Annotated in this window: 14 protein-coding genes; 9 read left to right on the top strand and 5 right to left on the bottom strand. The window is 69.0% G+C overall.

What is annotated here, in order from left to right; translation table 11 throughout:
- The first annotated feature begins 79 nt into the window (after positions 1-79).
- From ACGFK0_RS34255 to ACGFK0_RS34245, 3 genes are all read left to right on the top strand, one after another.
- Positions 80-640, top strand: coding sequence for a hemerythrin domain-containing protein (locus ACGFK0_RS34255; protein ID WP_392912603.1), 561 nt, complete (start codon positions 80-82; stop codon positions 638-640).
- The gene (locus ACGFK0_RS34250) at positions 633-1,634 is read left to right on the top strand and encodes a SigB/SigF/SigG family RNA polymerase sigma factor (protein WP_392912601.1); all 1,002 of its coding nucleotides are present in this window, start codon (positions 633-635) and stop codon (positions 1,632-1,634) included. The genes ACGFK0_RS34255 and ACGFK0_RS34250 overlap by 8 nt, the downstream gene beginning before the upstream one ends.
- Positions 1,635-1,805: 171 nt before the next feature.
- Positions 1,806-2,270, top strand: coding sequence for a hypothetical protein (locus ACGFK0_RS34245; RefSeq protein WP_392912599.1), 465 nt, complete (start codon positions 1,806-1,808; stop codon positions 2,268-2,270).
- A 342-nt stretch (positions 2,271-2,612) separates the two neighbouring features.
- Here the strand turns inward: ACGFK0_RS34245 and ACGFK0_RS34240 are convergent, their stop codons facing one another.
- Positions 2,613-2,840 (bottom strand): STAS domain-containing protein, encoded by a 228-nt coding sequence (locus ACGFK0_RS34240; RefSeq protein ID WP_392912597.1) that lies wholly within the window; start codon positions 2,838-2,840, stop codon positions 2,613-2,615.
- Positions 2,841-3,065: 225 nt separating this feature from the next.
- On the opposite strand from ACGFK0_RS34240, the gene ACGFK0_RS34235 reads away from it, so the two are divergent.
- Positions 3,066-3,488, top strand: a complete 423-nt coding sequence (locus ACGFK0_RS34235) for a hypothetical protein (RefSeq protein WP_392912595.1) — start codon at positions 3,066-3,068, stop codon at positions 3,486-3,488.
- Positions 3,489-3,605: 117 nt separating this feature from the next.
- On the opposite strand, the gene ACGFK0_RS34230 is transcribed toward ACGFK0_RS34235, so the two are convergent.
- A complete protein-coding gene (locus ACGFK0_RS34230; RefSeq protein WP_392912593.1) occupies positions 3,606-4,985 on the bottom strand; it encodes a PP2C family protein-serine/threonine phosphatase in 1,380 nt (459 codons plus the stop codon).
- Between the two features lie 344 nt (positions 4,986-5,329).
- Between ACGFK0_RS34230 and ACGFK0_RS34225 the strand changes: the two genes are divergently transcribed.
- The 5 genes from ACGFK0_RS34225 to ACGFK0_RS34205 all read left to right on the top strand — a co-directional run bounded on the left by ACGFK0_RS34225 (position 5,330) and on the right by ACGFK0_RS34205 (position 10,492).
- Positions 5,330-5,998, top strand: coding sequence for an alpha/beta fold hydrolase (locus ACGFK0_RS34225; protein WP_392912591.1), 669 nt, complete (start codon positions 5,330-5,332; stop codon positions 5,996-5,998).
- Between the two features lie 44 nt (positions 5,999-6,042).
- Complete coding sequence (locus ACGFK0_RS34220) at positions 6,043-7,398, top strand: hypothetical protein (protein WP_392912589.1); 1,356 nt, start codon at positions 6,043-6,045, stop codon at positions 7,396-7,398.
- A 548-nt stretch (positions 7,399-7,946) separates the two neighbouring features.
- On the top strand, positions 7,947-8,750 hold the full coding sequence (locus tag ACGFK0_RS34215) for an SDR family NAD(P)-dependent oxidoreductase (RefSeq protein ID WP_392912587.1): 804 nt from the start codon (positions 7,947-7,949) through the stop codon (positions 8,748-8,750).
- A gap of 342 nt (positions 8,751-9,092) precedes the next feature.
- Entirely contained in the window at positions 9,093-9,653 is a 561-nt protein-coding gene (locus ACGFK0_RS34210) for a DUF2243 domain-containing protein (RefSeq protein ID WP_392912585.1), read from the top strand.
- A gap of 71 nt (positions 9,654-9,724) precedes the next feature.
- A complete protein-coding gene (locus ACGFK0_RS34205; protein ID WP_392912583.1) occupies positions 9,725-10,492 on the top strand; it encodes a cytochrome c oxidase assembly protein in 768 nt (255 codons plus the stop codon).
- Positions 10,493-10,902: 410 nt separating this feature from the next.
- On the opposite strand, the gene ACGFK0_RS34200 is transcribed toward ACGFK0_RS34205, so the two are convergent.
- The 3 genes from ACGFK0_RS34200 to ACGFK0_RS34190 all read right to left on the bottom strand — a co-directional run bounded on the left by ACGFK0_RS34200 (position 10,903) and on the right by ACGFK0_RS34190 (position 13,491).
- A complete protein-coding gene (locus ACGFK0_RS34200) occupies positions 10,903-12,618 on the bottom strand; it encodes an IS1634 family transposase (protein ID WP_392912580.1) in 1,716 nt (571 codons plus the stop codon).
- 513 nt (positions 12,619-13,131) lie between these two features.
- Entirely contained in the window at positions 13,132-13,296 is a 165-nt protein-coding gene (locus ACGFK0_RS34195) for a hypothetical protein (protein WP_392912578.1), read from the bottom strand.
- Between the two features lie 63 nt (positions 13,297-13,359).
- Positions 13,360-13,491 carry an SDR family oxidoreductase gene (locus ACGFK0_RS34190; RefSeq protein ID WP_392912655.1) on the bottom strand — a complete coding sequence of 44 codons (132 nt, stop codon included), beginning with the start codon at positions 13,489-13,491 and terminating at the stop codon, positions 13,360-13,362.
- Positions 13,492-13,541: the final 50 nt, after the last annotated feature.

The following is a 13,541-nucleotide window of genomic DNA, read 5'->3' as shown; positions in this document are numbered from 1 at the left end:
GGTGCCGCCGTGTGGGCTGGTCCTGGCCATCGATACACCGCGCAGGCATCGGACTGGCGCCGGGGAAGGAGGAGTGATCATGGCAGGCGACGGACGCGATGTGATCAAAATTCTTACCCACGAGCATCGTGAGGTCGAGGACATGTTCGATGAACTGTCGGCCGCGACCGAGCCGGCCGAGCGGCGGCGGATCACCGATGACGTCACCATCGAGCTGGTGCGGCATTCGGTCGCCGAGAAGATGTATCTGTATCCGGCGGTGCGCCGGTTCGTGCCCGGCGGCGAGGAGCTGGCCGATAAGGAGATCTCCGACCACGCCGAGGTCGAGCGAATCCTCAAGGAGCTCGAACAGGTCGACACCGAGCACCAGAGCTTCACCACGCTGGTGCGGCGGCTCATCGACGACGTCTCCGCGCATGTCCAGGACGAGGAGGGCAACCTGTTCCCCCGGCTGACCGACAAGGCCACCGGCGATGAGCTGCGGGTGCTCGGAGAGCAGGTGCAGTCCGCCAAGCGCATCGCACCCACCCGGCCACACCCGTCAGCGCCGAACACGCCGCCGCTGAACAAGCTGCTGGCGCCCGGCGCCGGCCTGGTGGATCGCGTCCGCGATCACCTGTCCGGACGCGGACGTGGCTGACGCCGCCGTCCACGACACCGCCGTCCACGACACCGCCGTCCACGACACCGCCGTCCACGACACCGCCTTGCGCGACACCGCCTTGCGCGACACCGCCTTGCGCGACACCGACCCCAACGACCTCACCGCAAGCAGCAGGACTCGGGACGACACCATGACCGCCACGCCCACCGACCAGGTGAACCACACGGCGGCCGCTCCGAGGGCGGAGTGGCCCGCCAACCGGTTCGAGGATGCAGACGCACCTACCCATACGCTGCTGGAGGAACTTCACCGCTTGGGGCCGGACGATCCCCGCCGAGAGCAGCTGCGCACGGAGATCATCACGCTCAACGCCACCTTCGTGCGGGGCATCGCGCGCCGCTATGCCGGCCGCGGCGAACCCTTGGAAGATCTGGAGCAGGTCGCGTTCATGGGGCTGGTCCAAGCCATCAACCGGTTCGACCCGACCCGGGGCATCCGTTTCTGGGGGTATGCCTACTCGGTCGTGCTCGGTGAGGTCCGCCGCCACTTCCGGGACAAAACCTGGGGGGTGCGGGTCCCGCGCCGCCTCCAGGAGTTGCGGCCGCTGCTGCAGCGCGCCATCGCCGCCCTCACCGCCGAACTCGGCCGCTCGCCCACCACCACCGAACTCGCCGACCGGATCGGCATCGACCAGGAAGAGACCGTCGAGGCGCTGCTGGCCGCCGAAGGCTACCGGCCGCTGTCGCTGGACGCACCGGCCGGTGGACCCGCCGACACCGACCCCGGCACGGTCGGTGAACACATGGGCACCGACGACCCAGACCTGGAAGACATCATCGACGAGCACGCACTGCGCCCCCTACTGGCCCGGCTGCCTGAACGCGAACGCACCATCGTGCTGCTGCGGTTCTACGGCAACCAGACCCAGACACAGATCGCCACCCAACTGGGCATCTCCCAGATGCACGTCTCCCGGCTCTTGGCCACCACCCTGCAACAACTCCGCCACGGCCTGCTGGCCGGACCGTGACGCCGGTCCGGGAGTTGGCACAAGGGACCGGACCGGCGGGCGGGCGCCCGGAGACAGACACAGGCAGCACAACCCGGGCTTGTCGTGCGAACCCCCGATCAACCTGTTGACTCCCTGAATTATGTGGTGCGTCCCGTGGTCGTCCGGGGTGATCAGGTTTACGGTGCGGGCATGGGTGATCTTCCTATTCCGTCACCGGAGATGGTGCACGCCGCGCGCGCCCATCTGACCCGCCGCTTCGGGAAGGGAGTCGATGCCCTGTTGTGGCAGGAACACGATCACCCGCTGCCGGACGTGGACGCCGTCGCCAAGACGATCGCCGCGATCCGCGCTGTGCACGCCGACGGGCAGCAACCACCGGACCCCACCGACCTGGGCGCGGCCCTCCTGGTGCTACAGGCCGCGCGACTGGACATGGACCGGCTGGAGGCCGATCTGCTCGCCGCCGTGCACGAGGCCGGTTTGAACTGGGCGCAGATCGCCGCGGTGCTGGAGCTTCCCGACGCTGCGGCAGCCCAGGAGCGGTTCGAGAAACTGCGGCCGCGACTGGATGCGCCGGTCGACCAGGTCGAGCCGCCCAAGCCCGGTGCCGATTCCCCGGCGCCCAGTCAGCCGCAGGACGATACCCCCGACTGATCAGCGATCACGAGGAAACCACGTCCGGTGCTGGGCCAGCCCGACGCAGCTCCGCTCCCTGCGAGGGTGACGGCGGTACTTCGGGCTGAGGCGAACGGGCGGGTTAGACGGGTTGCGGTCTTGTGGTTCTGGTGGGCCGCGAGCGGGCGGCCCTGCTGGTGGCACTGCCGGTTGCCGGGGTGCTTACGGTTGGTCTTGGTCGCCGAGTCAGACCGGATCAGGATCAGGCTCAGGCGCGGCGTCGGAAACAGCAGGTAATGCTGAGCAGATGCGCAGATGGCGGTCCAGTCCGACCCTGTCCAGCAACTCGGCCAGCCAGGCACGCGGACGCAGCAGCACCAGTTACCCGCCGTCGGCGGCGGCGCGTTTCCACAGCCGGACGAAGGCGTTGATCCCCGAGGAGTCACAAAAGTCCACCTGCGACACCTCCAGCGCGACATGCGGCGGTGTGTCCTGCGCGATCAGCACGCCGACCTGGTCGAGCAACGCCGGAGCGGTGGCCCGTCCGCAAGCCGCTATCTCCGCCGGCCGTTCGCGTGCTGTCCGCAGACTCCCACACGCGGTGTCCATCGGCCGCGGTCCGACTGGACCCCTCGCAAGCCCTACTTTGGGGCTGGAATCAACTTCGGGATCAAGACGCCTACACCGAACGCAGCCCGCCACCGCCAGAATCCGATCCTCCTCGCGGGCCAGTGCGACACGACTCGGCACAGTCCCCGAACGCGGCGATGTCCGGCGGGGGGGCACTCACCCTCCCAGGAGTCACCCAATGTGGTGGAGTATTCTCACTTAGTGATGTGTGACGTCGGTGCCCCGGACACCGGCCATGAACGGCGCGAGGCCGCCGAGCTGGCCGCCATCGCCCGCGACATCCTGGCCGCGCTGACCCGTCCGCCCGCCGGGGCCAGTCCCGCCGTCCTGGCCGTTGTATGGCGGCAGGCCGCGCCCGCCTGCCGTCGGCTGGCCCAACGTGAAGTGCTGCGCGACACTCTCGACGCCCCGGGGGCGGCCGACCGCCGCCGGCGACTGGCGGAGATGGCGGTCCGCCTGGCGGTCAACGCCGAATGGGCGGCGGTTGTCTGCGATGGCCACACCACCCCGATCACCTCCCTGCCCTTCGCCGCGGCCCGTGACTGGGCTCGCGCCCGTGACGCGCTGCGCCACACCACCCTGGGCATCCTGCTGCATCTCCCGATCAGCCACGGCATCACGACCTGAACGCCTCTACCCGCGCGGTCATGATCAGGTTTATGGTGCGGGCCATGAACGATCTTCCTGTTTCTCGCCGGAGGCGGTGCAGGCCGCGCGGGCACACCTAGAACCGTTGGGTGGGGCCTACTGGGCAATGTCAGGCGCGTGACGTGGGTCTGCGGTGTCAGCCATATCCGTCCCGTTAGCACCGGTGTTGCGGTTGTCGGGTGTGGCGCCGGGTGAGGGGAGCCGCAGGGCCAGCAGTGCGACGTCGTCGGTGGACTCGGCGGCCATGCTGTCCAGGAGTTGATCGCACAGATTCTCCAGGGGATGGCGGGCCAGTGCGGTGGCGTGCTGGCGCAGCCGGGTCAGGCCTTGGTACAGGGGTTCGCTACGGCGTTCGATGAGCCCGTCGGTGTAGAGCAGGATGGTGCTGCCTGCGGGCAGTGCGCGGGTGGTGCTGACTCGTGGGCCGGCGTCGACGCCGAGGAGGGGACCGAGGGCGTCGTCGAGGTAGGAGGTATCGCCCTCGGGTGTGATCAGGAGCGGTGGAGGGTGGCCGGCAAGTGCCCAGTGCATTTCCCAGGGGCCGCCCTGTGGGCCGCTGATCAGGGCGTATACGCAGGTGGCGGTGATTTCGTCGTACAGAGCGTTGATCGCGGCGTCCAGGCGTCGGAGGATGTGGCCGGGTGGTTCCTGGCGGTCGCAGGCGATTCCGCGCAGCATGTTCCGCAAGTGGCTCATGGTGACGGCAGCACGGAGGTCGTGGCCGGTGACGTCTCCAATGATGAGGGTGGTGTCGCCTTGGGGCAGTAGGAAGCTGTCGTACCAGTCGCCGCCGACCTCGGCGGTGGTCGCTGCGGGGGCGTAGCGGGCGGCGATCTGCAGGTCGCCGGCGTCCGGCAGGTCGGGTAGCAGGGACAGCTGCAGGCGTTCGGCGATCCGCTGGGTCTCGTGGTGCAGGCGGGCGTTGTCGAGCGCCAGCCCGATGCGGTGCGCCAGATCCTCCACTAGCGCGAGGTCTTCCTCGGCCAGGGGCGGGCGATCTGCTGTGCGGACCACGGTCAACGCGCCCAGGACCTGCCAGCGTGTCCGCAGAGGTGCAACGATCATGCTGTCCACGCCGAGCTGGCTGAACAGCTTGAGGTTGTGGGCGTGGAAAGGGTCGGTGGACTGGCCGGGAGTGAGGAGGTCGGCAGCCGACAGCAGCATCGCCCCGGCACCGCTCAGCACCCGCGACAATGGCCCGACCGTGGACTCGGGCAGCGTCGGCAAAGGGCCGAGCAGACCCGCCAGCGGCGCCTCTCGGTCCATGTGGGTAATGCAGACCCGTTCCACGGTTCCGGTCTGATTCACCAGGTCCGCCACGCACCAATCCGCCAGTTGAGGCACCAGGATCCGGCACACTCGCCGAAGCCCCTCCACCGCATCAAGTGTGCCGACCAGCGCAGTGGCCGTATCGTTCAGCAGCGTCAACCGGTCCAGCGCCCGCTGCAACGCCGCATCCACGTCATAGTCATCCATGGACTGATCCCTGCCCGAGGATCTCTTCACACCCTCGGTTTGACACCGCCAGGGACCGCCGCATCATCTGCGCGTGGAAAGGGTGTGGTTGCGAAGTATCGCTTTGGCACGAGCATGTGTTCGCGTTCGGGTAGAGCGGCCAGCCGGGGCCGCAGCGCCTGGCCGTCCCCATGTGTGGTCGCATGCCGATGGCTTTTCGCCGGGGGAGCCGCTCGGGACATCGGCCATCGCCCGGGTAGAGGGCGGCCATGGACATTAACCATCCGCGGGCGCCCGACCGGATAGAGGTGACGTACCGGAACCTTCCGTGCGGGCGGATGCGGGCGCGAACGGTGGGGCAACCGGTGCCCGGCGTGCCGGAGGTCGTCCTGGTTCAGGGGATGGCGGTGTCGGACTACCTCATGCCCGCGCTGGCATGCCTGGGCGAATGGACGCGTGCGCACCTGGTGGACCTCCCCGGCCTGGCCGGCAGCGGCGATCCCCCGCACGAGCTGGACGTTGCGCAGTACGGCACGTCCGTGGCGCAGTGGCTGGACGCCGCCGATCTCGGGCCGGTGATTCTGGCCGGGCACAGCAGCGGGACGCAGGTCGCCGCGCACACCGCCGCGCAACGACCGAACGCGGCGGCCGCGCTTGTGCTGGCCAGCCCGACGGTCGACCCGATCGGGCGGTCGCTGGCGCGGCTGCTGCTGCGGTGGCGGGCGGACGCCCGGCATGAACCCGGCGATCTCAGCCATTCGCACCGGCCGGAATGGCTGCGCGCGGGCCCGCGTAGGCTGCTGCACATCGTCCGGGCCCATCTCGACGATCACCTTGAGGACGTCCTGGCCGAGATGCCCGTCCCGGTGCTCGTCCTACGGGGCCGTGAGGACCGGCTCCTCACCGCTGGGTGGGCGCGTGACCTGGCCCGGACGGCGCCCGACGGAAGATACGTTGAGGTACCCGGAGCGCACACCTTCGTGTGGCCCCACCCCGACGCGTGGTCGGAACCCATCAGGCGGCTGCTCGCATGACCACCGGGGGGCATGAAGTCCCCCGCCGGTGGTAGGGGACGGGGATGCCCTCTCCTGCACGCCAGGTCGCCGAGTTCGACTCGGCCACCGCGATGCTCCGCGTCCTGGCGCGGTGCTTGGACGGCCGCGACGCGCCCCTGCTCGGGATCATGCCCGGCTACCTCCAAGCGCCGATGTCGGCTCTGCTGCGCGCCGCCATCCGGTTACCGAGCCGGGTGACCGAGAAGGCGTACGCGATGTCGGGCTGGGCTGAGGCGCTGTCCCCGGGCCGCACCGGTGACATCCGTTCAGAGGCCCTGGCCGAGTGGATCGTGTCGCATTACCCGCGCCGCCGGTACCCCGCCGTGTTCATCGGCTCCTCCGACGGCGCACTGGTCCACCTCGCCGCCGCCCTGGGCGTCCCATGGCTTCCGCAGACCGTCCTGGTCCCGGTGCGGCGCCGCGGCGGCCACCCCGACGACTCGTGCGCGGGGCTGCGGCTCTCGGAGCCGGCCGGCCACGCCCTTGTCAAAGCCAACCCCGATCTTGTCCTGCACCACATGCACGACGCCAACCAGGACAGGCTCATGATCGCCGGAATGTCCTACTTCCGCGTCAAGTGGCGCCGCCTGCCCGCCGCCTACCGCGGCTTCCTGCGCGACTGCCTTGCCCCCGGCGGGACCATCATCGTCACCGACTGCGGGCTGCGCTGGCCCACAACCCGTATCGGCGAGCGCTATGTCTTCCAGCACGGCGCCTACGGCGGCATCACCGCCGAGGAGTTCCACGAAGGCAGCCCCCGCGTCACCGACTTCCTCGCCCGCAACGGCTCACCACACCGCACCTGGCACGCTCCCGCCCCGGACGGCGACAGCCCCGAAGCCGAATGGGGCTTCGACCCGTCCCTGCTGGCCGACCTGTCGGACTTCCCGGTCCACCGGCTGCGGTTCCCCGCGCCGCAGGCCCTCAGCCCGGCCGTCGCCGACCTGTACCGCGCCTGGTACCGGCAGCGCGGCATCCCCGACACCCGCATGTTCGCGTCGTGCTTCCTGCTCCTGGAGCCGTGGTGGACGCTGCGCACCGGCTCGGTCCCGTACTGGCTGACGTTCAACACCGAACCGGCGCGCCGGAACCTGCTCGAATACCTCGACGGCACCGACCCCTACGACGAGATCCGCATGACCCTGTTCTCCAACGGCGTACCCGCCCTGGGCCAGGCGCCGATCCAGGCCTGGCGCGAGGTCCTCACGCGAGCCCACGCCACCGGTACGTTCACCGGAGTGGACCCCGCCGCCTACCCCAGGGACTTCGCGGCGTTCGCCCGCATGCACCAGTCCCTCGCACGGGTGCGCCCCATCTACCCCATGCCCGACCCGCTCGATCTCGATTTCGCCCTCGACTTCCTCACGCACCACTCGTAACCCACCCCGCCGTCCGTCAACCCTCCGCCCACGGCCCCACCCGATCACCGTGAACGGCCACCGGCCGTAGAGCCGGCAAGGCGACCCGGCGCCGCCGACTCCGGTATGTTCCGCTCGGCGACCAGCCCGGTCTCCTCTTCGGCACAGTGCAGGAAAGAACTGCTTGCGCGCGAAGCCCGACCTCCCCATGTGGCGGCGGTCAGCAGCGACAAGATGCGGACCAGTTCCCGCTCGTCACAGCCACAAAGAGCAACCACAAAGAAACAAGCCGGGCTGCTGGCTGCGGCCGCGCCCTTTTGACCCACGACAGTTCACCGCCGGTGAACCGGGCGCCATCCCTCCGCACGCGCGTCCGCAGGGAAAAGGCCCAGCCATTCGAAGGGAATTCGCGCCAGACCAGTACAACCGCACTCCCCCCGATACCCGAGCCCCAAAAACGAATGCCTACAAGTGCCTGGTTTGGGCATCAGCACCGTGGAGAACCGGCCGACTCCTCACACAGGCGGAACCCGTGCCGGTGCACTTCCACGAAGCCGAAGGAGGGCACGATGAACGAGGCAACCGGGCCGCTGGCCCTGGTCACCGGTGCGTCCAGCGGGATCGGCCGCGAGCTGGCGGCGGAGTTCGCCCGGCACGGCTTCCACGTGATCATGGCGGCCGAGAACGAAGAGATCGCGACCGCCGCGCGGGAGGTCGGCGAGCACGCCGAGGGCGGCACCACGCCGGTCCGGGTTGACCTGGCCCACCACGAGGGCGTCGAGGAGCTGTACACGGCGGTGGTGGCCACTGGACGGCCGCTGGACGCCGCGGCGATCAACGCCGGCGTCGGCGTCGGCGGTGACTTCGCCCGCCACAACGACCTGGCCGACGAGCTCAACCTCATCGACCTCAACGTCCGGTCCTCGGTGCACCTGGCCAAGCTCGTCCTGGAAGAGATGGTCCACCGAGGCCAGGGACGGCTGCTGTTCACCTCCTCGATCGCCGCCACCACGCCCGGCCCGTACCAGGCGACCTACGCGGCATCCAAGGCCTTCCTGTACTCCTTCGCCGAAGCGCTGCGCCACGAACTGAGCGACACCGGCGTGACCGTCACCGCCGCCCTACCAGGCCCCACCGACACCGCCTTCTTCGAACGGGCGGGCGTGCTGGACACCAAGCTCGGCCAGATGCCCAAGAGCGATCCCGCGGACGTCGCACGCGAGAGCTACCAAGCCCTCATGGCGGGCAAGGATCACGTCATCACCGGCTCGACGAAGAACAAGGCACAGGTGGCGGCGGCCAAGGGCATGCCGGAAACGGCAAAGGCCAAGATGCACGCCAGGGTCTCCGAGCCTGGCTCAGGCAACGCCTGAACCTCATTCGGTCCACAGACCATCTTACATGCACACCAACGACCAATCCTGCATATCGGTACACTGCCCAATCAATATAGGATTGATAATGGCGGGTAACCCCATAATTCATTGATGTTCCGAAGTGCCTTGTCGGAGCGGAAGCCGTGAATCCCGTGACGGGCAGCACTTCCGGAAAAGTGCCAAGACCTGCGATGGACAGATGCGTTCCAGGGCCGGATCTTCCCCGTCGCGGCCGGGCTTGCCTGCCCGAGCGATTACTCGGCTCGGTGCCGGGTAGCGGCACCTGTTGCCGGGGCTGATCTTGGCTCCGCCGCACGTGCGCTTGGAAAGGGAGAGATCATGGCCGCCACTACCGACCGCACCGGCACCAACGCCGGACCGGCCAGTCTCCAGTTGCCGGGGATCGTGCTAGGGGTCGGTCTCGGCGGCTTCGTCGACGGAATCCTGCTGCATCAACTCCTGCAGTGGCATCACATGCTCACCAGCACCAACACCGACAACATCGGCGTGAAGTACTACAACCCCCACACCGTCTCCGGACTGGAGATGAACACGGTATGGGACGGGCTGTTCCACGTGGTGTGCTGGCTGGCGGTGCTGACCGGCCTGGCCATCCTGTACTCGCGGGTGACCCACCGGCGCCGCCGAGTCTGGACCTCCCAGGTCCTGTGGGGATGGGTACTGGCCGGCTGGGGCCTGTTCAACCTCGTCGAAGGCATCATCGACCACCACATCCTTGGCATCCACCACGTGCATGGCGGCCCCCACCAGATCTGGTGGGACATCGGCTTCCTCCTGCTGGGCGCGGTCCTGGTGGCCGTCGGATGGCTGGTGCAGCGCACCGGGACGCCGTTCGACCCCGACCCCCCTGACACCGCCACCCGCCCACAGAGCGTGTGATGCACGATCACCCGCCACCCGCTCACCCGATGCCCGCACACAACGGCGGGGGGTGGGACACCGTACTCGCGGTGACCGGCGTGGTCGCTCTCGCGGTCGTCTACCTGCTGCTGGCACACCGCGGAACCGACCGGGCGGCCCGGCCCAGGGACCGGTGGCGCACGGCGATGTTCCTGACCGGATGCACCCTGCTGGCGGCGGCGCTGCTACCGCCGATCGCGCCATTCGCACACCACGACTTCTGCGGCCACATGCTCCAGCACATGCTTCTGGGAATGTACGCACCGCTGGCCCTCGTCCTGGGCGCCCCGATCACCGTGCTACTGCGCGCACTGCCGACCCAGCGGGCCCGGAACCTGACCGGCGTGCTGCGCAGCAGGCCGATGGCAGTGCTAGCCCACCCGATCACCGCACTGACGCTGAGCACCGGCAGCCTGGCCGTGCTGTACTTCACCCCGCTGTACGACGCCACGACCACCCGGCCAGCCCTGCACTGGCTGCTGCACGCGCACTTCGTGCTCTCCGGATGCCTGTTCGCCTGGGTCATCGCCGGACCCGACCCCGCACCATCGCGTCCCGGTGTCAAAGCACGGCTGCTCGTCCTCGGCGCGGCCATCGCCTTGCACGCCGCCATCGCCCAGCTGATGTATGGCGGGTTCTTCACCGACGTACACGCACCTATCGCCCAGGTCCGCGGCGGCGCGGAGATCATGTACTACGGCGGCGACATCGCCGAACTCCTGCTCGCCGCCGCCCTCGTCGCCAGCTGGCGCCCCGGCCGCCGCAACACTGCCAGTCGACCGCGCCCACAGCGCGCCCCCGGCGCCACTGCTCGATAACCCGCGATCGGAACATATCGACATCGCGGAACAGAACGCTACGCAACGCTGCCGTGCTCGGAGCCTGGTCGCGGTCCTCCAAGCTAGCGCCCTGACGCTGCAGTGGCCGATAGGCGGCGTGAGGCGTTATGAGCGAAGGGGCGATGGGTACCGCGGTGCTAGAAGGGGGTCGGGGGCGATGCCAGTGCCCGGCCCGCCCCGGTGGGCGTTGTTGCCGTGCGTTCTGGTTCCCCTATCTCTTGGTCGGGCCAGCTGCCCTAGCGGTGCCCGCCATGCTCCCTTGGTGCCCGTGCGTAGCCTGCGTTCGACGTAATTCAGCGGGCTGGAGTCGCGAATCTGGGTCCTGACCTGGGGTGACATGCTTGTGGCCGCCTGGAGGGCGTTTCTCTAGGCGGTGGTGTTCGTGCTGGTCAGCGGGGTGTCGGGTTGAGGTCGATGACCTGCTTGGGGGCGGGGATGTCGAGCGCGGACAGCAGATCGGCCTGGGGCTTGGTCAGGGTGGTGGTCCGGCGGAACACCCCGGTGGGGCCGGTGAAGGTGCCCAGGTGGACCCGGTCGAGCTCGCGGCGGATGTTCGGCCAGGTGGCGCCGGTGGTGGTCTCGGTGATCCGGATGAGCAGCAGAGCGAGCCAGCAGAGGACGACATGGGCGCGGATGCGTTCTTCGAGCCGGTGATAGACCGGCCGCAGATCGATGACCTGCTTCATGTCGCGCCAGCCCCGCTCGACCTCGAGGAGCTGCTTGTAGCCCAGGGCGATGTCCTCGGCGCTCAGGTGCGGGTCCGAGCAGCGCAGCAGGTACTTGCCGTCCAGGTTGGCCTCGGCCTTGACCTTGGCGGCGTCGATGCGGAGCTTGCCGGCCGGGGTGGTGCGCAGATACCGGTTCAGCCCGGGCTTGGCGGTGATCTTCCCGCGCAGTTCGCCCCGCTTGAACTCGCTGAGGGCGTCCGACCCCTCGATCACCTCGGCCAGCTGGGCCAGGAGCTGCTCGCGCATGTGCTTGTCGCGCTCGGCGGCCTCGGGGGTGTGGCAGATGACGAACCGCTCGGTGTCGCTGATGCGCACCTCCTTGACCCGCATGTTCCCGGCGATCTCGGTGTAGCGGCCCTGTCTCGACAGGGCGGCCTTGATCTCGGCCGATCCGGAGCGCAGCTTCTCGCCGATGATGTAGGAGTGGTCGCCGCTGCGCAGGTAGCGCCGGTTGCGCGACGAGGAGAACCCGCGGTCGGTCACCCACACGATCTTGGACAGGGTCCAGTCCCGCATGTCGTCTTTGACCTGCCGGATGACGACCTGGTCGGAGGCGTTGCCGGGCCAGCACCAGACCCGGACCGGGATCCCGTCGCGGGTGACGGCCATGCCGATCACGATCTGCGGCAGGTCGTCGCGCGAGTCCTTGGACTTGCCGTGCGTGCGGAACCCCACCGGGTCGCCGCCGGCGGCCGGTCGACCGCCCGCGGCCAGGACCTGGCCGCGTTCGTCCCGCTCGACGGGCTCGTCGGCGTCCTCCAGCTCGAAGTAGGTGCTGGTGGTGTCAAAGAACAGCAGGTCGACCTCGAGGTTGAGCAGGGTGGCGACCTCGTCGAACACCTGCTTCTCCACCTCGTCGCGCACCCGGTGCAGCCAGTCCATCGCCCGGTAGCAGGCCTGCTCGCCGATCTCGGCCAGGCCCTCGATGTGCACGTCGCGGGTGATCCACTCGGCGGCGGCCAGCTTGGAGGACGGGGCCAGGGCCCGGTTGGCGACCAGGGCGAACAGCACCCGCTCGGTGGTGGTCATGTCGCGGCGCCGACCGCGCTTGGGCCGGCCGGCTCCGGTGACGATCCGGTCGATGCGCAGCCGCCGCCACAGGTGGTCCAGGACGTAGGCGCCGCCGAACGGGACCGATGCGCTGAACTCCAGGTCCGAGGCCGCCGTCGCGGCCGGGGTCTGGCCCGGTTCCAGCAGCCTCGATAGAGACGCGATCAGCCGCTTGACCGCGTCGCGGTCCAGTTCGTCCTCGCGGCCGAAGGTGAACAGCACCTTCGGCACGGCCCGGCCCTTGGCCGGGTCCCACTGGTTGTGGGCCAGGTGCAGGTAACGGACCGTCCCGGACTTGTTCTCCCGCTTGGTCGTCTTCACGTACACGACTCCAGACGATAGAGCCGCGCCCCTGGTCGCCGCATGCTAATCCTTGAAATCGCGTCTCTAGGCGATTCTGGCGCTTAGTCCAGCCCTCGACCCGCTGACCTGCAGGTTCAGGCGGTGGAGTGCTCCAGGACCCCCGAATTATGTCGAACGCAGGCGTAGGCGCCGCAAGGTTTGGAGCAGGAGCCGGGAGACGTGCATCGGTGCGAATCGGGGGACTGTAGGCGTCGAAGACCTCGTCGGGGGTCGCGGGCAGATCGCAGGTTCGGTCAGATGATGGCCTGCGCTTGGCCAGTGTCGACTGGAGTCTTCGCCAGTGCCGACTGGGCTCGGACAGCTGGGGCATTCGTGAGGCCGTGACCTGGCGCCGTCCACGAGCAGCCGGCCGGAGTAGCTGATCAGCGGCCTTAGCAAGGCGCGCAAGGAATACCGCCGTTCGGGTCCGTTTCATACCGGTATGCCAAAGTGGGCGGGGGGCGAGCGTTGTCCCGGGTGGAGGTTGGGAGGGATTTCTCAACTCTGTTGTGGGCCGTGGCTGGTCCACAGCACTGTGGCCATTAGTTCGTCCAGTTCGGCCGGGTCGGTGGGCGCCGGATGGGGTTGATCCAGCAGGGCGGTCAGGCGGGCGACGTCGGGGTCGCGGGTGTTGGCCTTCAGCCAGCCGGCGCAGTCGGCCACCGCCGCCAGCAGCCGCTGCAGTGTCGGCGGTCCGATCCGGTCGGCTTGCCCGGGTCAGGTGGGTCAGCTGGTCTGGCGGCCGTCGACGACCAGGGCGGTGTCGGTGGTGAACGCGGCGTCTTGGGAGCACAGCCACAGCACTCCGGAGGCGATCTCCTCGGGGGTGCCGAGGCGGCCGATGGGTTCGTCGGCGATGAGTCCTTCGCGGCCGCCGGGGCGGGTGGCGCCGAGGTGACACCGGTCGG

The sequence above is a fragment of the Spirillospora sp. NPDC048823 genome (assembly GCF_043198445.1).
GTDB lineage: Bacteria > Actinomycetota > Actinomycetes > Streptosporangiales > Streptosporangiaceae > Spirillospora.
Note: the sequence above shows the minus strand (reverse complement) of the source record. Positions and strands in the feature narration are given on the sequence as shown.

Bases quoted from the DNA above. Each gene is read 5' to 3' on its own strand.
- ACGFK0_RS34255 (WP_392912603.1), top strand. From the start codon at position 80: ATGGCAGGCGACGGACGCGATGTGATCAAAATTCTTACCCACGAGCAT.
- ACGFK0_RS34245 (WP_392912599.1), top strand. From the start codon at position 1,806: ATGGGTGATCTTCCTATTCCGTCACCGGAGATGGTGCACGCCGCGCGC.
- ACGFK0_RS34240 (WP_392912597.1), bottom strand. From the start codon at position 2,840: ATGGACACCGCGTGTGGGAGTCTGCGGACAGCACGCGAACGGCCGGCG.
- ACGFK0_RS34235 (WP_392912595.1), top strand. From the start codon at position 3,066: ATGTGTGACGTCGGTGCCCCGGACACCGGCCATGAACGGCGCGAGGCC.
- ACGFK0_RS34230 (WP_392912593.1), bottom strand. From the start codon at position 4,985: ATGGATGACTATGACGTGGATGCGGCGTTGCAGCGGGCGCTGGACCGG.
- ACGFK0_RS34220 (WP_392912589.1), top strand. From the start codon at position 6,043: ATGCCCTCTCCTGCACGCCAGGTCGCCGAGTTCGACTCGGCCACCGCG.
- ACGFK0_RS34215 (WP_392912587.1), top strand. From the start codon at position 7,947: ATGAACGAGGCAACCGGGCCGCTGGCCCTGGTCACCGGTGCGTCCAGC.
- ACGFK0_RS34210 (WP_392912585.1), top strand. From the start codon at position 9,093: ATGGCCGCCACTACCGACCGCACCGGCACCAACGCCGGACCGGCCAGT.